Consider the following 19,974-nt stretch of genomic DNA (forward strand, 5'->3'; position numbering starts at 1 on the left):
CCACGGTGCGCACGCCCCAGGCGGCACCGCAAACGGGCCCCGGGCCGTACCGTCCCAACCGGGTCTCCGATCGGGACGGCCCGTCCAGGGGCCCGTCGTCACGCGGGCGTCCGGGAGCCTAGGAGGCGGCTTCCTCCGCCGGTTCCTCGCTCTCCTCCGCGACCCGCACCGGGGTGGCCACCACGGTGCCGATCCGGTTGCGCCGGCCCGCCGAGCTCTCCGCGGTCAGGCCGATCGCGGCCAGCCCGCTGCCCTCCGGCACCGGCACCTCGCACGAGGAGCCCGGGATCGGCACCCGGCCCAGGCACTTGGCCAGCAGCCCGCCGACGGTCTCCACGTCCTCGTCGTCCAGCTCGATCCCGAACAGCTCGCCGAGGTCCTCCACGGTGAGCCGGGCGGTGATCCGGTACGAGCCGTCCCCGAGGTCCTCGACCGGGGCGATCTCCCGGTCGTACTCGTCGGTGATCTCGCCGACGATCTCCTCCAGGATGTCCTCGATGGTGACCAGTCCGGCGGTGCCGCCGTACTCGTCGATCACGATCGCGACGTGCGAGCGCATCTGCTGCATCTCGCGCAGCAGGTCCGCGGCCGGCTTGGAGTCGGGGACGAACACCGCCGGGCGCATCACCGCGTCGACCTGGTCGGACTCGGCGTCCCGGTTGATGTGGGTGCGGCGCACCAGGTCCTTGAGGTAGACGATGCCGACCACGTCGTCCTCGTTGTCGCCGACCACCGGGATGCGCGAGAAGCCGGAGCGCAGCGCCAGCGTCAGCGTCTGGCGGACGGTCTTGTGCCGCTCGATCATCACCAGGTCGGTGCGCGGCACCATCACCTCGCGCACGATGGTGTCGCCCAGCTCGAAGACCGAGTGCACCATCCGGCGCTCCTCGTCCTCGATCAGGTCGTCCTTCTCGGCCAGGTCGACCAGCGCCCGCAGCTCGGCCTCGGAGGCGAATGGGCCCTCCTTGTAGCCCTTGCCGGGCGTCAGCGCGTTGCCCAGCAGGATCAGCAGCCGCGGGATCGGCCCGAGGATGCGGGCCAGCGGCAGCAGCACGTAGGACGCGGCGGTGACGGTGCTCAGCGGGTGCTGGCGGCCGATCGTGCGCGGGGAGACCCCGACCGCGACGAAGGACACCAGCACCATCACGCCGAACGCCACCAGCACGGCCTGCCAGGTCTGCTGGAAGCTGCGCACGCACACCACGGTGACCAGCACCGCGGCGCCCATCTCGCTGGCGACCCGGATCAGCGTCGCCAGGTTGAGGTAGCGGATGCTGTCGGAGGCCAGGGTCAGCAGCCGGTCGGAGCCGCGCCGCCCGGAGCGGACCGCCTCCTCGGCCCGGAAGCGGGACATCCGGGAGATGCCCGCCTCGGCGCACGCCGCCAGCCAGCCCAGGCCGACCAGCAGCAGCGCGCCGATCAGGAAGCTCGTACTCTCACCACTCACAGCGGGCCGGCCCTCAGTGGACGGTCGGCGCGGGCGACAGGCCGGACAGGCCGCGGCCGGCCCGCCAGTCGTCCAGGATCCGCTTCTGCAGCGCGAACATCTCGCGCTCCTCGTCGGGCTCCTCGTGGTCGTAGCCGAGCACGTGCAGCACCCCGTGGACGGTGAGCAGCTGCAGCTCCTCGTCCATCGAGTGCTTGGTGGGGGCGGCCAGTCCCTGCTGCTGCGCCACCTCGGGGCAGAGCACGATGTCGCCGAGCAGGCCCTCCGGCAGGTCCTCGCCCTCCTTGCCCGGACGCAGCTCGTCCATCGGGAAGGACATCACGTCGGTCGGTCCTGGCAGGTCCATCCACTGGACGTGCAGCTCCGCCATCGACTCGCTGTCGTAGAGGATCACGGAGAGCTCGGACTGCGGATGGATCCGCATCTTGTCGAGGGCGTAGCGGGCGACGTCGAGGATGGACTCCTCGTCGATGTCCCACCCGGACTCGTTGGCGATGTCGATCGACATGGAGGGCTCAGTACTCAGCTTTCGGTGCGATGGGACTGCCGGGGCGCCCGGGCGCCCCGCCGTTGGACGGGTTTGCGGTCGCCGGACTCCTCGGCCTCCTGCCGGGCGTCCCAGCGTTCGTACGCATCCACGATGCGGCCGACCAGCTTGTGCCGCACCACGTCGGTGCTGGTCAGCACCGAGAAGTGGATGTCGGGCACGTCGGCGAGGATCTCCTGGACCACCTTGAGGCCGGAGCGGGTGCCGCCCGGCAGGTCGATCTGGCTGGTGTCGCCGGTCACGACCACCCGGGAGTTGAAGCCCAGGCGGGTCAGGAACATCTTCATCTGCTCGGGCGAGGTGTTCTGCGCCTCGTCGAGGATGATGAAGGCGTCGTTCAGGGTGCGGCCGCGCATGTACGCCAGCGGGGCCACCTCGATCGTCCCGGCCGCCATCAGCCGCGGGATCGAGTCGGGGTCCATCATGTCGTGCAGCGCGTCGTACAGCGGGCGCAGGTACGGGTCGATCTTCTCGTAGAGGGTGCCGGGCAGGAAGCCCAGCCGCTCCCCCGCCTCGACGGCCGGCCGGGTCAGGATGATCCGGTTGACCTCCTTGGCCTGCAGGGCCTGGACGGCCTTGGCCATCGCCAGGTAGGTCTTGCCGGTGCCGGCCGGGCCGAGGCCGAAGACGATGGTGTGCTTGTCGATCGCCTCGACGTAGCGCTGCTGGTTGAGCGTCTTGGGGCGGATGGTGCGGCCCCGGTTGGACAGGATGTTCGCCGTGAACACCTCGGACGGGGCCGGGTGGGCCGGGTCCTCGGCGGCGCTCCTGAGCATGCTGATGGAGCGCTCCACGGCGTCCTCCGTCAGGGGTTGGCCGGTGCGCAGCACCAGCATCATCTCGGTGAAGAGCTGCTTGACGAGCGCGACCTCGGCGGGCGAGCCGGTGGCCGTCACCTCGTTTCCGCGGACGTGGATGTCGGCGCCCGGGAAGCCCTCCTCGATCACTCGCAGGAGCGAGTCGGCCGCACCCAGCAGGGTGACCATCGGGTGCTTCTCCGGGATGACGATCCGGGTGCTGGTGGACGCCTCGTCGGGGCGCCGCTGTCCGTCGGTTCGGGTCTGCGGTGTGTCAGTCATGGGTCGGCGCTGCGGCCTGCCTCATCCCAATCCGTCGTGTCGTGTGGCTCGGGCTCTCCGGGTCACCAGGGTACGCCGCGCAGGTGTTCGCCGGAGCGGCGCGGCGGCTTCGATGGTGGGGGCTCGCGCCCCGATGCGCGAGCGGTTTTCCCGCACGTCGGGGCCGGGCGGGGCGGGCCGGGGCCCGGGGGCGGTCAACGGCGCGGCGGGACGGGGATCCGGGCGAGGTCCTCGGCGACCACGATCTCGCCGTCGAAGTGCTCCGCCGCCTCGGCGAGGTGGCCGGACAGGTCGGGGTAGCGCTGCGAGAAGTGGGTGAGCACCAGCCGGCGCACGCCGGCCCCGGCGGCCACCCGGGCGGCCTGGGCGGCGGTCAGGTGGCCGTGCTCCTCGGCGAGCGCCGCGTCCCGGTCGAGGAAGGTCGCCTCGATCACCAGCAGGTCGGCGCCCTCGGCGAGTTCGTGCACCCCGTCGCAGAGCCGGGTGTCCATCACGAAGGCGAACCGCTGGCCCGGCCGGACCTCGCCGACCTGTTCGGCGGTGACCGTCCGCCCGTCCAGCTCGACCCGGCCCTCGCGCTGCAGCACGCCCACCGCGGGGCCGCGCAGGCCGAGTTCGCGCAGCTTCTCGGGCCGCAGCCGGAACCCGTCCGGCTCGGTCAGCCGGTAGCCGAACGACTCCACCGGGTGGGAGAGCCGCACCGCGCCGAGCGCGAACGGGGCGCCCGGCGCCTCCAGCGGGCCCGCGGCGGCCACCGGGCGCTCGCGGATCTCGGCCGTCGCGCGGTAGGCGCTGGCGTGCCGCAGCCGGTCGAAGAACTCCTGCCCGGACGCCGGGTAGTAGGCGTCCACCGGGTGCGGCACCCGGTCCAGGTTGATCCGCTGCACGATCCCGGGCAGCCCCAGGCAGTGGTCCCCGTGGAAGTGCGACACCGCGATCCGGGTGATCCCGGTGGCGCTCACCCCGGCGTGCAGCATCTGCCGCTGGGTGCCCTCGCCCGGGTCGAACAGCAGCCCCTCGCCGTCCCAGCGCAGCAGGTACCCGTTGTGGTTGCGGTGCCTGGTCGGCACCTGGCTGGCGGTGCCCAGGACGACGAGTTCACGCTGCGACAACGCTCAGACCAGTCCCTCGGTGAGCGGCTTGCCGCCCAGCACGTGCACGTGCGCGTGGAACACCGTCTGCCCGGCGCCCGCACCGGTGTTGAAGATCAGCCGGTACGAGTCCAGGCCCTCGCCCGCCGCCGCGCCGCCCGCCTCGGCCAGCAGCTCGGCCGCCACCTCCGGTTCGGCGGCGGCCAGTTCGGCCGCGTCGGCGTAGTGCACCCGCGGGACGACCAGCAGGTGCGTGGGCGCCTGCGGGCTGATGTCCCGGAACGTCAGCGTCCGCTCGCTCTTGCGCACCACGGTCGCCGGGATGTCCCCCGACACGATCTTGCAGAACACACAGTCCGCCTGCGGCTCGCCGGCCATCTCCCGCACTCCTCACCTGAACCCGTCACTGGTGCAACGACCTTACAGCGACCGGCGCGCCGCACCGGGCGGGTCCGGCGTTCCCGGGGGCCGTCCGGGCGGCGGCGGACGGCCCCGCGGGCGGGGTCACTCGACCGGGGGCGGGGTCTTGGCGGGGGTGCGGTCCAGGGACTCCAGGGCGAGGCGGACGGCGGTCTCCAGCTGGGGGTCCCGGCCGGCCGCCCAGTCGTGCGGGGCGATCGGGACCTCGACGTCGGGGGTGACGCCCCGGTTCTCCAGGTTCCAGCCGTAACCCTTCAGCCAGAACGAGTACTTGGGCTGGGTGACCAGCGTCCCGTCGACCAGGGTGTACCTGCTGTCGATGCCGATGACGCCGCCCCAGGTGCGGGTGCCGACCACCGGGCCGATGCCCAGGGCCTGGATCGCGGCGTTGACGATGTCGCCGTCGGAGCCGGAGAACTCGTCGGCCAGCGCCACCACCGGGCCGCGCGGGGCGTCGCCGGGGTACGGGTCGGGGTGGGCGAGGTCGCGGCCGTGGTTCCAGCCGACGATCCGGCGGGCCAGCTTCTCGACGATCAGCTGGGAGGTGTGGCCGCCGCGGTTCTCCCGCAGGTCGAGGACGACGCCCTCCAGGGACATCTCGAACCGCAGGTCGCGGTGGAGCTGCGCCCAGCCGGCGCTCTGCATGTCGGGGACGTGCAGGTAGCCGAGCCGTCCCCCGGACAGCTCGCGGACGGCGGCCCGCCGCCCGGCGACCCAGTCGTGGTAGCGCAGCGCCTCCTCGTCGTCGAGCGGCACCACCACGGGGTGGCGCTCGCCGCCGTCCCGGCCGGTGACGGTGAGCTCGACCGGCTGGTCGGCGGTGCCGGCCAGCAGCGGGGCGGGGCCGCTGACCGGGTCGACCGGGCGGCCGTTGACGGCCAGCAGCGCGTCGCCGGGCCGGACCGCCACGCCGGGCGCGGCCAGCGGGGAGCGGGCCCGCGGGTCGGAGGACTCGCCGGGCAGCACCCGGGCCACCCGCCACAGCTCGCCGTCGCGCACCAGGTCCGCGCCGAGCAGGCCCTGCCGCCGGGCGGCCTCGGTGCCGCGGCCGGGCGGCAGCACGTACGCGTGCGAGGTGCCGAGCTCGCCGACCGTCTCCCACAGCAGGTCGACCAGGTCGGAGCGGCTGCCGAGGTGCTCGACCAGCGGCCGGTACCTGGCCAGGACGCCCGCCCAGTCGACGCCGCCCAGGTCGGCGCGCCAGAAGTTGTCCCGCATCAGGCGGCCGTTCTCGTCGAACATCTGCCGCCACTCGGCGGCCGGGTCGACGGTCACCCGGACCCGGTCCAGGCCGACGTCGCCCTCCTCGTCCTCCCCGGCCTTCTGGTCGGCGGGCACGATCCGCAGCGAGCCGTCCTCCAGCACCGCCAGCCGGGCGCCGTCGCCGCTGACCGCGAACGCGTCGACGCCGGTGAGCAGTTCCTCCGCCCGCCGCTTGCGCAGGTCGAACCGCTCCAGCGCGGTGCGGGCCGGCTCGTCGTCCAACGAGGCGGCGCTGTCGCCGAGTTCGCCGCCGAACGGGTACCTGGTCCACAGCACCCCGTCCTTCGCGGCGCGCAGCACCCCGAACCGCCCGGCCTCCACCGGGAACGGCACGATCCGGTCGGCGAGGCCCTCCAGGTCGACCCGGGTGACCGGCACCGCGGCGTCCTTCTCGCTCTCCTTGGGCTCCTCCTCCTCGCCGCCCGCCGGCCGCCCGCCGCGCTGCGGGCCGAACGGCGACGGGGTCTCGGCGGCCAGCGTCAGCAGGTACGGGCGGGTGCCGCCGGGGAAGGACAGGTCGAAGGCGTGCTGGTCGTACACCGGGTCGAAGCTGCGCACCGAGAGGAACGCCAGGTGCCTGCCGTCCGCGGTGAAGGCCGGCGAGTAGTCGTGGAAGCGCTGCGGGGTGGCCTCGCCGACGGTGCGCGAGGTCAGGTCGGCGAGCATGATCTGCCGCAGCGACCACGGGCCGAGCACCGGCTGCGACCAGGCCAGCCAGCCCGAGTCCGGGCTGAACACCAGTCCGGAGACCTCGCCGTCGGCGCTGCGCGCCAGCTCGCTCACCGCGCCGTCGCTGAGCGCCACCAGCAGCACCCGGCCGTCGTGCGAGGCCACCGCGAGCTGCCGGCCGTCCGGCGAGACCACCAGGGCGCGCACCCGGCCGAGCTGTCCGGCCGCCAGCCGGCGGCGCTCGGCGCCCAGCACCGCCGGGGCGTGCTCCAGCGCGTCGTCGCCCTCGGCGTCGGTGACCCAGACCGCGCCCTGCGCGCCGTCCTCGCCGGGGACGACCCGGGCCAGCCGGGCCCGTGCGCCGGGCGTCTCGTCCAGCACCCGGGCCGGGCCCTCCCGGTGGGTCACCCAGTGCACGGTGCCGCGCACCACCACGGCCGCGGCCCGGCCGGTGCGGTCCGGCGCGGCGCTCTCCACCTGCCCGGCGGCGGCCGTCGGGTGCGGGCGGCGCCGGGTGCGCGGCCCGGCCGGGCGGACGTCCAGCCGGCGCGGCCGGGCGCCGTCCAAGTCGTCCAGCAGCCACAGCTCACCGGCGCTCTGCCAGACGACCCGGGTGCCGTCGGTGGACGCCTGCCGGGCGTAGAACCCGCTGTCCGCCGGGCCGTGCGCCCGCAGGTCGGAGCCGTCCGGGAGGCTGGAGTACAGCCGCCCGGTGCCCTCGTGGTCGGAGAGGAACGCCACCCGGTCGCCGACCCACAGCGGGCACTCCAACTGCCCGTCCAGGTCGGCGTGCAGGCGCTCGAACCGGGCGCCGCCGATCCACAGCTTCCCGGCCCGGCCGCCCCGGTAGCGCTTCCAGTGCGCGGCCTCCCGGTTGTGCGTCCCCAGCAGCACCCGGCCGCCGCCGGCGCCCTCCGGCACCGGCTCGAAGGCCAGCGAGCCGATCGGCCCGTACGGCAGCCGCGACGGCTCCCCACCGTCCAGCGGCACCGCGAACGCCCAGGTCCGCCGGATCGTCTCCTGCCCGGCGGTGGTGATCGCGACCGGCCGGCCGTCGCCGCTCCACCCGACCAGCGCGGTGAGCGGGCTCCCCCAGTACGTCAGCCGCCGCGCCGGGCCGCCCTCCACCGGGCCGACGTGCACCTCCGGCGCGCCGTCCCGGGTCGAGGCCCAGGCCAGCGACCGCCCGTCCGGCGAGAACCGCACCGCGCCGACCGGCACCTGGTCCGCCGTCACCCGCCAGGCCCGCCCGCCGTCCACCGGCGCCAGCCAGACGTCGTCCTCGGCGACGAAGGCCACCAGGTCGCCGTGCAGGTGGGGGTGGCGCAGGTAGCCGCGCGTCGATTCCGTCATCCCGCCAGCCTAGGCGGGAACCGCGGCGCCACGTCAGAGGTCGGACCCGAAACCCGCCGCGCGGGGCGCCGGACCCGAAACCCGCCGCACGGAGCACGAAACCCGCCGCGCGGGGCGCCGGGCCCCGGGGAGGCCCGCCCCGCCCGTCACCCCCAGCGGCCGGTGCGGCCCAGCAGCAGGGAGCCGGCCGCGACGCCCGCCGTGGAGGTGCGCAGGACGGAGCGGCCGAGGCGGTAGGGCGCGGCGCCGGCCTCGGCGAAGGCGGCGATCTCCTCCGGGGAGACGCCCCCCTCGGGCCCGACGACCAGGACGATCTCGCCGTCGGCGGGCAGCTGCGCGGTGGCCAGCGGCAGCGCGCCCTCCTCGTGCAGGACGGCCGCGAAGCCCGCGGCGGCGAGCAGCGGCAGCAGCTGCCGGGTGGTCACCGCGTCCCGGACCTCGGGGAAGCGCAGCCGCCGCGACTGCTTGCCGGCCTCGCGCGCGGTGGCCCGCCACTTGGCGAGCGCCTTGGCGCCGCGCTCGCCCTTCCACTGGGTGATGCAGCGGGAGGCGGCCCAGGGCACGATCGCGTCGATCCCGGCCTCGGTCATGGTCTCGACGGCGAGTTCGCCGCGGTCGCCCTTGGGGAGGGCCTGGACGACGGTGATCCGGGGCGCGGGCGCGGGTTCCTCGCGGACGGCGGTGACCAGGACGTCGAGGGCGTCCTTGCCGTGCAGCGCGGCGACGGTGCCGTCCGCGCCGCGGCCGCGGCCGTCGGCGAGGGTGAGCGCCTCGCCGGGCTCCAGGCGTTTGACGGCGACGGCGTGCCGGCCCTCGGGGCCGTCGAGCCGGACGGTCGCGCCGGGGGCGGTCCCCGTCAGGTCGTCGACGACGAACACGGGTGCGGTCATCGGTGCAGCGGTCCTCTCAGCAGGGCCCATCGAAAAAACCGGCCGGGAGCGGCGGGGGCGCGCAGCCCCCCGCCGCTCCCGGCCCGGGTGGTACGGGTCTCACCGGCCGTTGAAGGCGTCCTTCAGCCGGGAGAACAGGCCCTGCTGGCCGGGCGCGAACTGCCCGGACGGACGCTCCTCGCCGCGGAGCATGGCGAGCCGGCGCAGCAGCTCCTCCTGCTCCGGGTCGAGCTTGGTGGGCGTCTGCACCTCGACGTGCACTATCAGGTCGCCCCGGCCGCCGCCGCGCAGGTGGGTGATGCCGCGGCCGTGCAGCGGGATCGACTGGCCGGACTGGGTGCCGGGCCGGATGTCGACCTCCTCCAGGCCGTCCAGGGTCTGCAGCGGCACCTGGGTGCCGAGCGACGCGGCGGTCATCGGGATGGTGACGGTGCAGTGCAGGTCGTCGCCGCGCCGCTGGAAGGTCGGGTGGCTGGTCTCGGCGATCTCGACGTACAGGTCGCCGGCGGGGCCGCCGCCGGGGCCGACCTCGCCCTCGCCGGCCAGCTGGATCCGGGTGCCGTTGTCGACGCCGGCCGGGATCTTGACCGTGAGGGTGCGGCGGGCGCGGACCCGGCCGTCGCCGGCGCACTCTGGACAGGGGGTGGGGACGACGGTGCCGAAGCCCTGGCACTGCGGGCAGGGGCGGGAGGTCATGACCTGGCCCAGGAAGGACCGGGTGACCTGGGAGACCTCGCCCTTGCCGCGACACATGTCGCAGGTCTGCGCGGAGGTGCCGGGCGCGGCGCCCTCGCCGTTGCAGGTGGTGCAGGTGACGGCGGTGTCGACCTGGAGCTCCTTGGTGGTGCCGAAGGCGGCCTCCTCCAGGGTGATCTCCAGCCGGATCATGGCGTCCTGGCCGCGGCGGGTGCGCGAGCGCGGGCCGCGCTGGCCGGTCGCGGCGCCGAAGAAGGCGTCCATGATGTCGGAGAAGCCGAACCCGGCCGCACCCGCGCCGAAGCCGCCCGCGCCGCCGCCCGGCGACAGCGGGTCCCCGCCGAGGTCGTAGACCTGGCGCTTCTGCGGATCGGAGAGCACCTCGTAGGCGGCGTTGATCTCCTTGAACCGCTCCTGCGTCTTCGGGTCCGGGTTGACGTCCGGGTGCAGTTCACGGGCGAGGCGCCGGAACGCCTTCTTGATCTCGTCCTGCCCCGCGTCGCGTCGGACGCCGAGTACCGCGTAGTAGTCCGTGGCCACCAAATGCTCCGGTTTGTTCCGCCTCTAGAAGTGCCTGCGACAGCACGCTGCTTGTTGCGCCGTTCCGCTGCGGACGCGCCGTCCCGCTACGACTCCGCCAGGATCTGGCCGACGTACCGTGCCACCGCGCGCACCGCCCCCATTGTGCCCGGGTAATCCATCCGGGTCGGACCGATCACTCCCAGCTTTGCCACGCTCTGGTCGCCCGAACCGTAACCGACCGAGACCACCGACGTGGAATTGAGCCCCTCGTAGGCGATCTCGTGGCCGATCCGGACCGTCATCGCCGAGTCGGCCGTCTCACCCAGCAGGCGCAACAGCACCACCTGCTCCTCCAGGGCCTCCAGGACCGGCCGGATGGTGAGCGGGAAGTCGTGGCCGAAGCGGGTCAGGTTGGCGGTGCCCGCCAGCATGATCCGCTCCTCGTTCTGTTCGGCCAGCGCCTCGAACAGGACGGTCAGCACGGTGCTGACCGCGGGCCGGTCGGCGGGCTCGAAGCCGGCCGGCAGGTCCTCCAGGACGGTCGGCACCTCGGGCAGCCGGCAGCCGCCCGCCATGCTGTTGAGCCTGGCCCGCAGGTCGCCGAGCAGGGCCTCGCCGACCGGGGCGGGGCAGTCGACCATCCGCTGTTCGACCCGGCCGGTGTTGGTGATCAGCACCAGCATCAGCTTGGCCGGGGTGAGTGACACCAGTTCGATGTGCCGCACGGTGGAGCGGGTCAGCGAGGGGTACTGGACGACCGCGACCTGCCTGGTCAGCTGGGCGAGCAGCCGCACCGTCCGGGCGACCACGTCGTCCAGGTCGACCGCGCCCTCCAGGAAGTGCCGGATCGCCCGGCGCTCCGGAGCGGTCATCGGCTTGACCTCGGCGAGCCGGTCGACGAACAGCCGGTAGCCCTTGTCGGTGGGGATCCGGCCCGCACTGGTGTGCGGCTGGTGAATGTACCCCTCCTCCTCCAGCGCGGACATGTCGTTGCGGACGGTGGCCGGGGAGACGCCCAGGTTGTGCCGCTCCACCAGCGCCTTGGAGCCGACCGGCTCCTCGGTGCCCACGTAGTCCTGGACGATCGCCCTGAGCACCGCGAGCCGCCGCTCGTCCAGCGGCCGGGCGGACGGGCGCGTGTCGATGAGTCGGCCGTCGGGCTTGCCGTCGTCCGGCATGGGGCACGCACCTCCGTCGTCGTCCGTTGTTCCGGTGTCCGGTCCGGGCCTGGCACTCAGCCGGGCAGAGTGCCAGAACCGTACGTGCCAGTGTACGGCCAGGGCCTGACGGCAGGAACGGTACGCCCGCGTGATCCTCGTCCGATGGCGCCGCGACGCGCCCGGGGGGTGTCCCGTTCCCACCGAATTCCCACCGTTTCGGATGGTGCCCGCGGGCCCGCCCGGTGGCAGCATCGAAGACGAGCGGGGCGGACGGCGCGGCGGGGCCGCGGGTCCGGGCCGCACGAAGCGCAGAGGAGGAGCAGCGATGTCGGCGGCACAGCACTCCCGGTTCACCCCCGACCGCGGCCTGACCGGCCGGATGGTCACCACCATGTTCCTGATCGGCCTGGTCTACGTGGGCTTCACCGGCCTGCTGATCGTGCTGCTGCGCGGCGCCTGGCCGCTGGTGGTGCTGATCTCCGGCGGCCTGTTCGTCGCGCAGTTCTGGTTCTCCGACAAGATCACCGAGCGGGCGATGGGCGCCCACCGGGTGACCCCCGAGCAGTACCCGCAGCTGCACGGCGCGGTGGACCGGCTGTGCGCGCTGGCCGACATGCCCAAACCCAGGGTCGCGGTCGCCGACAACGACATGCCCAACGCCTTCGCCACCGGCCGCAACCCGCAGAACGCGGTGATCTGCGTGACCACCGGGCTGCTGCGCCGGCTGGAGCCGGAGGAGCTGGAGGGCGTGCTGGCCCACGAGCTGTCGCACGTCGCGCACCGGGACGTCGCGGTGATGACGGTGGCCGGCTTCCTCGGCGTGCTGGCCGGCGCGATGACCAGGATCGCCCTGTACGGCGGGATGATGGGCGGCGGCAACCGGAACAGCAACGACCAGAACGCGGCGATCGCGATGGTGCTGATCCCGCTGGCCTCGATGGTGGTGTACGCGATCAGCTTCCTGCTGACCAGGCTGCTGTCGCGCTACCGCGAGCTGGCCGCCGACCGGGCGGCCGCCCAGCTGACCGGCCGGCCGGCCGCGCTGGCCTCGGCGCTGACCAAGGTGACCGGGCAGATCGCCGCCATCCCGAGCAAGGACCTGCGGCAGGCCCAGCCGTACAACGCCTTCTACTTCGCCCCGGCGCTGAGCGCCAAGGAGGCGGCCTCGCAGCTGTTCGCCACCCACCCGTCGCTGGAGCAGCGGCTGGCACAGCTGCGGAAGGTCTCCGAAGAACTCGGGCGCTGAGCCCGTCCACCGTCAGAAGGAGCTTTCCGCGTGGGATTCCTGGACGCCCTGTTCGGCCGGAGCAAGCCGGTGAAGCCCGACCTCGACCAGCTGTTCGGCGTCCCGTCGGCGGCGCTGACCCTGCAGGCCGCCAAGGGGTTCCTCCCGACCGGCCTGGGATCGGTCTGCTTCGCCGCGGTCGAGGGCGCGGCCTTCACCGAGGTGCAGCAGCAGGTGCGGGCGCTGCTGGACGCGGACACCGGGCGCGGCGGCGTGCCGGTCGAGGCGTCCCGGGACGCGTACGGGTACTCCTGGCTGCTGGCCCGGCACACCCCCGACGAGCTGCCCGACCTGGTCAACGACCTGCACGCGGTCAACAGCGAGCTGGAGGCCGGCGGTTTCGGGCCGCAGCTGCTCTGCTCGCTGGTCGGCTTCCGGGACGCCGAGGGCCGCTCGCTGGCGCTGGTGTACCTGTACAAGCGCGGCACCTTCTACCCGATGTGCAAGGTCGCCGGGCAGGAGAAGCGGGACAACCCGCTGGAGATCGAGGTCTCCCACCTGCTCCGCGACGACCTGCGGATCGAGCCGGACCTGTCCCGCTGGTTCCCGGTCTGGGGCGCTCCCGGCATCGAGGACTGAGCCCGCGGGGGCCCGTCCCCGCGCCCGGCTCAGCTCCGGCTCAGCCCCGGCTCAGCCCCGGCCGACGTCCTGGTAGGCGGTCTGGTAGGCGTCCTGGTAGGCGGCCACCGCCGCGTCGACGACCGCCCGCAGGTCCGCGGCCTCCCGCTCGCCGCCGTTCTCCTGCACCACCAGCAGCACGTCGCCGTCGCGCAGCACCGCGGTCCGGTCGGTCCAGACCGGGCCGCCGCCGTCGACGGCGCGCCAGGTGACGTGCAGCAGCAGACCGCCGCCGAGCGGTTCGACGGCCACCGTCCGCTCGCTGCGGGTGCCGTCGACGAGCGCGGTGCCGGGGGCGGCGCAGCGCAGGGCGGCGGCCAGCAGGTCGGCCAGTATCCGGGCGGCCCGGCCGGGCGGGTAGCGCTCCAGCGACTCCCGGCCGGACCAGCCCCGGTCCAGGTCGTCGGCCGGGGGGCGCTCGACGCCCACCGCGACGTCCTCCAGCGGCGGGGCGTGCCGGGTCAGGAAGGAGTCGGTGTCGAGCTCCTCGCAGGGCACCTCGGCCAGCGGCTCCGGGCTGCCCCCGCCGCTCGGCGCCCGGGTGGTGGTGAGGTCCGCGGCGCCGGTGCGCAGCGCGTAGCCGGGCGGCAGCCGGTCGGCGGTCAGCAGCGCGTCCCGCAGCGCGCGCGGTCCCGTCCGGGCGGCGGCGCCAGTGCAGCCCGTCGCGCCCAGCACGATCGCGGTGGCCGCCGCCACCGCCGTCCAGCCCCGTCCGCGCACCCGTGCCCTCCCGTCCCCGCCCGCTCCGTACCCTCGCACACCCGCCCCGGCCGCGGCCTGACGCGCCGTCGGCCCGGCGGCGGGGTCCGTAGACTGCCGACCATGCGGAGCAGGGAGTACGGACCGGATCTGACCCCGCCGTGGAAGCGGCAGCAGCCGGCCCCGAAGGTGGCGGCGGAGCGGGACCTGGTGGTGGAGGAGGCGGCCACCGGGTTCTGCGGGGCGGTGGTGCGCTGCGAGCGGACGGCCGAGGGGTTCACCGTCACGCTGGAGGACCGCTTCGGCAAGCACCGGGTGTTCCCGCTGGTGCCGCGCGGGTTCCTGCTGGAGGGGCGGGTGGTGACGCTGGTGCGGCCCGCCGCGGCCGCCCCGGCCCCGCCGCGCGGCCCGGGGCGCACCGCGTCCGGTTCGGTCGCGGTGCCGGGCGCGCGGGCCCGGGTGGCCCGGGAGTCGCGGATCTACGTGGAGGGCCGGCACGACGCCGAGCTGGTCGAACGGGTCTGGGGCGACGACCTGCGGATCGAGGGCGTGGTGGTGGAGTACCTGGAGGGCGTGGACGACCTGCCCGCCATCGTCGACTCCTTCGCCCCCGGCCCCGGCCGCCGGCTGGGCGTGCTGGTCGACCACCTGCTGCCCGGCACCAAGGAGCACCGGATCGCCGAGCGGGTGACCGGCGACCACGTGCTGGTCGTCGGCCACCCGTACGTGGACGTCTGGCAGGCCGTCAAACCGGCCGCCCTGGGCATCCCCGCCTGGCCCGCGGTGCCGCGCGGCGAGGTCTGGAAGGAGGGGGTGTGCCGCCGGCTGGGCTGGCCGGTGGACACCCCCGCCGCCTGGAAGCGGATCCTCGCCGCGGTCGACGGCTGGAAGGACCTGGAGCCGGAACTGCTGGGCCGGGTCGAGGAGTTGATCGACTTCGTCACACTGCCGGGCGGTGCCGGGGCCTGAGCCCCCGGACCGGGTCAGTCGACCAGGTCGCGGACCACCCCGTCCGCCAGCAGCCGCCCGCGCAGGGTGAGCGCCGCCCGGCCCGCCGCGTACGGCACGGGCTCCAGCAGGCCGTCGGCGAGGGCCCGGTCGGCGGCGGCGCGGCCGTCGGCGGTGAGCAGGTCCAGCGGGCAGCCCTCGGCCAGCCGCAGTTCCAGCAGGATGCGCTCGACCCGGCGGTCCTCGTCGGCCAGCACCTCGCGGCCGAGCGCGGGGGTGCGGCCCTCGGCGAGGGCCTGCGCGTACGCGGCGGGGTGCTTGGCGTTCCACCAGCGGACGCCGCCGACGTGGCTGTGCGCGCCGGGGCCGGCGCCCCACCAGTCGGCGCCGGTCCAGTACAGCTCGTTGTGGCGGCAGCGGCCCTCGGGGGTGGTGGCCCAGTTGGAGACCTCGTACCAGTGGTAGCCCGCGGCGGCGAGCGCCGTCTCGGCCATCAGGTAGCGGTCGGCGTGCACGTCGTCGTCGATCATCGGCAGTTCGCCGCGCTTGACCCGGGCGGCCAGCCGGGTGCCGTCCTCGACGATCAGCGAGTAGGCGGAGACGTGGTCGGGGCCGGCGCCGATCGCGGCGTCCAGCGAGGTCTGCCAGTCCCGGTCGCTCTCGCCGGGGGTGCCGTAGATCAGGTCCAGGTTGACGTGCTCGAAGCCGGCGGCGCGGGCCTCGGCGACGCAGGCCTCGGGGCGGCCGGGGGTGTGGTGGCGGTCGAGCAGGGCGAGCACGTGCGGGCGGGCGCTCTGCATGCCGAAGGAGATCCGGTTGTAGCCGCCCGCGCGCAGTTCGGCCAGGTACGCCGGGTCGACGGACTCCGGGTTGGCCTCGGTGGTGACCTCCGCGCCGGGGGCGAGCCCGAACTCCTCGCGCAGCGCGGCCAGCATCCGCACCAGGTCGCGGGCGGGCAGCAGGGTGGGGGTGCCGCCGCCGAGGAAGACCGTCTCGACCGGCAGGTCGGTGTCGCCGAGGACCCGGCGGGCCAGCCGGATCTCGGCGATCACGTTGTCCGCGTACGTCTCCTGCGAGGCGACGGCGCCGGAGGAGCGCAGCTCGGTGGCGGTGTAGGTGTTGAAGTCGCAGTAGCCGCAGCGGCTGGCGCAGTACGGCACGTGCAGGTAGAAGCCGAACGGCCGCCCGCCGAGTCCGTGCAGGGCGCGGGCGGGCAGCGAGCCGTCGGACGGCACGGGTTCGCCGTCGGGGAGTGCGGAGGGCATGCGCCCATTGTCCGGTAGCGGCCGGCGAAACCCGAAAAGGGTCCGCCGGCCGTACCGGACGGGCGGGGCTCAGGCCTCGTTGGTGCCCGCGTACATCGCGCTGACCTCGTCGGCGTACGTCCGCTCGACCACCGGGCGCTTGATCTTCAGGCTCGGGGTCAGCTCGCCGTGCTCGATGTCCAGGTCGCGCGGGAGCAGCGCGAACTTCTTGATCGTCTGCCAGCGCTGGAGGTCGCCGTTGAGGCGCTGCACGAAGCCGTCGATCAGCTCGACGGTGGCCCGGTCGGCGACCACCTCGGCGTACGACTTGCCGGCCAGGCCGTGCTCGGCGGCCCACGGCATGATCACCGTCTCGTCCAGGCCGATCAGCGCGGTGCAGTAGTTGCGGCCGTTGCCGATCACCAGGACGTTGCTGACGAACGGGCAGATCGCCTTGAACTTGCCCTCCACCTCGCTGGGGGCGACGTACTTGCCGCCGGAGGTCTTGAACATGTCCTTCTTGCGGTCGGTGATCCGCAGGTAGCCGCCCTCGGTGAGCTCGCCGATGTCCCCGGTGTGGAACCAGCCGTCCGGCTCCAGCACCTCGGCGGTCTGCTCGGGCATCTCGTGGTAGCCGCGCATGACGCCGGGGCCGCGCAGCAGGATCTCGCCGTCCTCGCCGATCCGCACCTCGGTGCCGGGCAGCGGCGGGCCGACGGTGCCGACCCGGAAGTCCTCGGCCCGGTTGACCGTGGAGCCGGCCGAGGTCTCGGTCAGGCCGTAGCCCTCCAGCACCGGGACGCCCGCGCCCTTGAAGAAGTAGCCGATCTCCGGGGCCAGCGCCGCGCTGCCCGACACCGCGCCGCGCAGCCGGCCGCCGAACGCGGCCCGGATCTTGGTGTACACCAGCTTGTCGGCCAGCGAGTGCCGCAGCCGCAGGCCCAGCGGGGCGCTCTCCCGACCGGTGGCGATCTGCGCGGCCTGGACGGTCTGCGCGTACGCGCGGGCGGTCTTCGCCGCCCACATGAAGATCTTGTACTTGGCGCCGCCCTCGGCCCGGGCCTTGCCCGCGATGCCGTTGTAGACCTTCTCGAAGATCCGCGGCGCGGAGGCCATCAGGGTCGGGCGGATCACCGGCAGGTTGTGGATGATCCGGTCCACCCGGCCGTCCACCGCCATCACGTGGCCGGTGGCGATCTGGCCGGAGATCAGCGTCTTGCCGAACACGTGCGACAGCGGCAGCCACATGAACTGCACGTCGTCCGCGCGCAGCAGCCCGCTCTCCTCCTGCGCCACGCCCTCGTACGCCCAACAGTCGTGCACCAGGCGCACGCCCTTGGGGCGGCCGGTGGTGCCGGAGGTGTAGATCAGGGTGGCGAGCTGCTCCTTGTCGAGCGAGCCGATCGCCGCCTCGACCGCGCCGGGGTGCTCGGCCAGGTGCGCGGCGCCGCGCTCCTCCAGCTCGGCCAGGCTGAGCACGGTCAGTCCCTCGACCTCCGGGACGCCCTTCTCCGGGACGTCGAACAGGACGACCCACTCCAGCGCGGGCAGCGCGTCCTTCTGCTCGGCGGCCTTGCGCAGCTGGCCCTCGTTCTCGGCGAACAGCGCGCGGCTGCCGGAGTTCGCCAGGATGAACGCGGTCTCGTCGGCGTTGGTGCTCGGGTAGACGGTGGTGGTCGCCGCGCCGGCGCACATGTTGCCCAGGTCGGCGAGGATCCACTCGATCCGGGTGGCCGAGGCGATCGCGACCCGGTCCTCGGCCCGCACGCCCAGCGCCATCAGGCCGGCCGCCACCGCGGAGATCCGCCGGAACGCCTGCGCCCAGGTCAGCGAGCGCCACTGCTCGGCGCCCGGCGCGCTGTCGGCGGCCTGCTCGTCCACCGGAACCGGGTACCGGTAGGCCTCACCGTTCGGGGTGGCGCTTACCCTGCTGAGCAACAGGTGCGCCACGGAGGGCGGACGCCGCTCGATCACGGACTGCGCTGAACTCAACGAGGACCTCCGGGGACGGGTGGACCGAGCGCGGGCGGACGCCGGACACGGGGGCGGCCGGACACCGACTTAACCGGTGAGTAACAAGAGGGCACCAGCAGCCTAGGGGGTGGGAAGCCGATCCGTAAGGGGGTGACGCGAGGCGGCACGCCCCCGGGCCGGCAGTGCAGCACCCACCCGGACGTGAAGCTTTCCCACAGGTACCAGAATTTGGGATGCGCTCATCCCCCTCGCAGACGAGAGTGTCACGGTGCTTTTCAGACTCCTACGGGCCCATCTGCGCCCCTACTCCCGGGACATCACCCTGCTGGTGCTGCTGCAGCTGGTGTCCACCATCGGCATGCTCTACCTGCCGACGCTCAACGCCGACATCATCGACAGCGGCGTGCTCAAGGGCGACACCGGCTACATCCTGCGGGTCGGCGGCGTGATGGTCGGCGTGTCGCTGGCCCAGGCCGCCTGCTCGATCGGCGCGGTCCACTACGGCGCCCGCACCGCCATGGCCATCGGCCGGGACATCCGCGGCGCGGTGTTCTCCCGGGTGCAGGACTTCTCCGCCCGCGAGCTCAACCAGTTCGGCGCGCCCTCGCTGATCACCCGCACCACCAACGACGTCCAGCAGGTCCAGATGCTGGCGCTGATGACCTTCACGCTGATGGTCGCCGCGCCGATCATGTGCGTCGGCGGCGTCGTCATGGCGCTGAACCAGGACGTGGCGCTGTCCGGCCTGCTGCTGGCCGTGGTGCCCGCGCTGGGCGCGGTGGTCACCGTGCTGGTCGCCAGGATGCGTCCGCAGTTCCGCGGCATGCAGACCAGGATCGACTCGGTCAACCGGATCATGCGCGAGCAGATCACCGGCATCCGGGTCATCCGGGCCTTCGTCAAGGACGACCACGAGAAGGCCCGCTTCACCGGCGCCAACGGCGAACTCGCCGACTACGCGCTGCGGGTCGGCCGGCTGATGGCGCTGATGTTCCCGATCGTGATGGGCGTGGTGAACGTCTCCAGCGTCGCCGTGTTCTGGTTCGGCGCGCACCGCATCGACAGCGGCGACATGCAGATCGGCGCGCTCACCGCGTTCCTCTCCTACCTGATGCAGATCCTGATGAGCGTCATGATGGCCACCTTCATGTTCATGATGGTGCCGCGCGCCGAGGTCTGCGCCGAGCGCATCCAGGAGGTGCTGGACACCGAGTCCAGCGTCGTGCCCCCGCTGCACCCGGTCACCGAGCTGCGCGGCCGCGGCACCCTGGAGCTGCGCGGCGTCGACTTCCGCTACCCCGGCGCCGAGGCCCCGGTGCTGCGCGGCATCGACCTGGCCGCCCGGCCCGGCGAGACCACCGCCGTCATCGGCTCCACCGGCTCCGGCAAGACCACCCTGCTCGGGCTCGTCCCCCGGCTGTTCGACGCCACCGCCGGCGAGGTGCTGATCGACGGCGTGGACGTGCGCGAGCTCGACCCGCAGAAGCTGTCCGAGATCATCGGCCTCGTCCCGCAGAAGCCGTACCTGTTCTCCGGCACCGTCGCCTCCAACCTGCGCTACGGCAAGCCCGAGGCCACCGACGAGGAGCTCTGGCAGGCCCTGGAGACCGCCCAGGCCAAGGACTTCGTGGAGCGGTTCCCGGAGGGCCTGGACGCCCCGATCGCCCAGGGCGGCACCAACGTCTCCGGCGGCCAGCGCCAGCGCCTGGCGATCGCCCGGGCGCTGGTCCGCCGGCCGGAGATCTACCTGTTCGACGACTCCTTCTCGGCCCTCGACTACGCCACCGACGCCCGGCTGCGCGCCGCGCTCTCCCGGGAGACCGGGGACGCCACCGTGGTGATCGTCGCCCAGCGGGTCTCCACTATCCGCGACGCCGACCGGATCGTCGTCCTCGACGAGGGCGCCGTCGTCGGCACCGGCACCCACCGGGAGCTGATGGCCGACAACCCGACGTACCGGGAGATCGTGCTCTCCCAGCTCACCGAGCAGGAGGCGGCGTGACCAGCCCCGAGACCCCCGAGAACCCGCCGACGGACGGGGCCCCCGGCAAGCCCGACCTGTCCAAGGC

Annotated in this window: 16 protein-coding genes; 4 read left to right on the top strand and 12 right to left on the bottom strand. The window is 73.9% G+C overall.

All coding sequences use genetic code 11. The features are described 5' to 3' along the window. Nucleotides 1–118: 118 nt before the first annotated feature. From HUT16_RS10945 to hrcA, 9 genes are all read right to left on the bottom strand, one after another. The gene (locus HUT16_RS10945; RefSeq protein WP_176187805.1) at nt 119–1,447 is read right to left on the bottom strand and encodes a hemolysin family protein; all 1,329 of its coding nucleotides are present in this window, start codon (nt 1,445–1,447) and stop codon (nt 119–121) included. 13 nt (nt 1,448–1,460) lie between these two features. Then, on the bottom strand, nt 1,461–1,955 hold the full coding sequence (gene ybeY, locus HUT16_RS10950) for an rRNA maturation RNase YbeY (RefSeq protein ID WP_176187807.1): 495 nt from the start codon (nt 1,953–1,955) through the stop codon (nt 1,461–1,463). A 14-nt stretch (nt 1,956–1,969) separates the two neighbouring features. After that, nucleotides 1,970–2,980 (bottom strand): PhoH family protein, encoded by a 1,011-nt coding sequence (locus tag HUT16_RS10955; RefSeq protein ID WP_227480292.1) that lies wholly within the window; start codon nt 2,978–2,980, stop codon nt 1,970–1,972. 287 nt (nt 2,981–3,267) lie between these two features. Next, on the bottom strand, nt 3,268–4,185 hold the full coding sequence (locus tag HUT16_RS10960) for a ribonuclease Z (protein WP_176187809.1): 918 nt from the start codon (nt 4,183–4,185) through the stop codon (nt 3,268–3,270). 3 nt (nt 4,186–4,188) lie between these two features. Then, the gene (locus HUT16_RS10965; protein WP_176187811.1) at nt 4,189–4,542 is read right to left on the bottom strand and encodes an HIT domain-containing protein; all 354 of its coding nucleotides are present in this window, start codon (nt 4,540–4,542) and stop codon (nt 4,189–4,191) included. Nucleotides 4,543–4,668: 126 nt separating this feature from the next. Beyond that, the gene (locus HUT16_RS10970; protein ID WP_176187813.1) at nt 4,669–7,869 is read right to left on the bottom strand and encodes a S41 family peptidase; all 3,201 of its coding nucleotides are present in this window, start codon (nt 7,867–7,869) and stop codon (nt 4,669–4,671) included. 146 nt (nt 7,870–8,015) lie between these two features. Further along, complete coding sequence (locus HUT16_RS10975) at nt 8,016–8,759, bottom strand: 16S rRNA (uracil(1498)-N(3))-methyltransferase (RefSeq protein WP_176187815.1); 744 nt, start codon at nt 8,757–8,759, stop codon at nt 8,016–8,018. A 99-nt stretch (nt 8,760–8,858) separates the two neighbouring features. Further along, nucleotides 8,859–9,995 carry a molecular chaperone DnaJ gene (gene dnaJ, locus HUT16_RS10980; protein WP_176187817.1) on the bottom strand — a complete coding sequence of 379 codons (1,137 nt, stop codon included), beginning with the start codon at nt 9,993–9,995 and terminating at the stop codon, nt 8,859–8,861. 86 nt (nt 9,996–10,081) lie between these two features. Then, complete coding sequence (gene hrcA / locus HUT16_RS10985) at nt 10,082–11,155, bottom strand: heat-inducible transcriptional repressor HrcA (protein ID WP_217712052.1); 1,074 nt, start codon at nt 11,153–11,155, stop codon at nt 10,082–10,084. 307 nt (nt 11,156–11,462) lie between these two features. Here hrcA and htpX point away from each other — a divergent pair, with 307 nt between their 5' ends. Continuing rightward, nucleotides 11,463–12,383, top strand: coding sequence for a zinc metalloprotease HtpX (htpX, locus tag HUT16_RS10990; protein WP_176187819.1), 921 nt, complete (start codon nt 11,463–11,465; stop codon nt 12,381–12,383). Nucleotides 12,384–12,413: 30 nt separating this feature from the next. Beyond that, nucleotides 12,414–13,001, top strand: coding sequence for a hypothetical protein (locus tag HUT16_RS10995; RefSeq protein WP_176187821.1), 588 nt, complete (start codon nt 12,414–12,416; stop codon nt 12,999–13,001). Nucleotides 13,002–13,052: 51 nt separating this feature from the next. Here HUT16_RS10995 and HUT16_RS11000 read toward each other — a convergent pair whose 3' ends face one another. Continuing rightward, complete coding sequence (locus tag HUT16_RS11000) at nt 13,053–13,760, bottom strand: hypothetical protein (RefSeq protein ID WP_176187823.1); 708 nt, start codon at nt 13,758–13,760, stop codon at nt 13,053–13,055. A 102-nt stretch (nt 13,761–13,862) separates the two neighbouring features. On the opposite strand from HUT16_RS11000, the gene HUT16_RS11005 reads away from it, so the two are divergent. Further along, nucleotides 13,863–14,708 (top strand): DUF3097 domain-containing protein, encoded by an 846-nt coding sequence (locus HUT16_RS11005; RefSeq protein ID WP_176187825.1) that lies wholly within the window; start codon nt 13,863–13,865, stop codon nt 14,706–14,708. A gap of 14 nt (nt 14,709–14,722) precedes the next feature. On the opposite strand, the gene hemW is transcribed toward HUT16_RS11005, so the two are convergent. Continuing rightward, complete coding sequence (gene hemW, locus HUT16_RS11010) at nt 14,723–15,952, bottom strand: radical SAM family heme chaperone HemW (protein WP_176187827.1); 1,230 nt, start codon at nt 15,950–15,952, stop codon at nt 14,723–14,725. Nucleotides 15,953–16,021: 69 nt separating this feature from the next. Next, a complete protein-coding gene (locus tag HUT16_RS11015; RefSeq protein ID WP_176187829.1) occupies nt 16,022–17,923 on the bottom strand; it encodes a long-chain fatty acid--CoA ligase in 1,902 nt (633 codons plus the stop codon). A gap of 250 nt (nt 17,924–18,173) precedes the next feature. Between HUT16_RS11015 and HUT16_RS11020 the strand changes: the two genes are divergently transcribed. After that, entirely contained in the window at nt 18,174–19,907 is a 1,734-nt protein-coding gene (locus tag HUT16_RS11020; protein WP_176187831.1) for an ABC transporter ATP-binding protein, read from the top strand. The last annotated feature ends 67 nt before the right edge of the window (nt 19,908–19,974 follow it).

The organism is Kitasatospora sp. NA04385 (assembly GCF_013364235.1).
Classification (GTDB): Bacteria; Actinomycetota; Actinomycetes; order Streptomycetales; family Streptomycetaceae; genus Kitasatospora.

Coding starts and splice junctions, on each gene's coding strand:
- HUT16_RS10970 (WP_176187813.1), bottom strand. CDS start 7,869: ATGACGGAATCGACGCGCGGCTACCTGCGCCACCCCCACCTGCACGGC.
- HUT16_RS10955 (WP_227480292.1), bottom strand. CDS start 2,980: ATGGTCACCCTGCTGGGTGCGGCCGACTCGCTCCTGCGAGTGATCGAG.
- hemW (WP_176187827.1), bottom strand. CDS start 15,952: ATGCCCTCCGCACTCCCCGACGGCGAACCCGTGCCGTCCGACGGCTCG.
- htpX (WP_176187819.1), top strand. CDS start 11,463: ATGTCGGCGGCACAGCACTCCCGGTTCACCCCCGACCGCGGCCTGACC.
- ybeY (WP_176187807.1), bottom strand. CDS start 1,955: ATGTCGATCGACATCGCCAACGAGTCCGGGTGGGACATCGACGAGGAG.
- HUT16_RS11005 (WP_176187825.1), top strand. CDS start 13,863: ATGCGGAGCAGGGAGTACGGACCGGATCTGACCCCGCCGTGGAAGCGG.
- hrcA (WP_217712052.1), bottom strand. CDS start 11,155: ATGCCGGACGACGGCAAGCCCGACGGCCGACTCATCGACACGCGCCCG.
- HUT16_RS10965 (WP_176187811.1), bottom strand. CDS start 4,542: ATGGCCGGCGAGCCGCAGGCGGACTGTGTGTTCTGCAAGATCGTGTCG.
- HUT16_RS10975 (WP_176187815.1), bottom strand. CDS start 8,759: ATGACCGCACCCGTGTTCGTCGTCGACGACCTGACGGGGACCGCCCCC.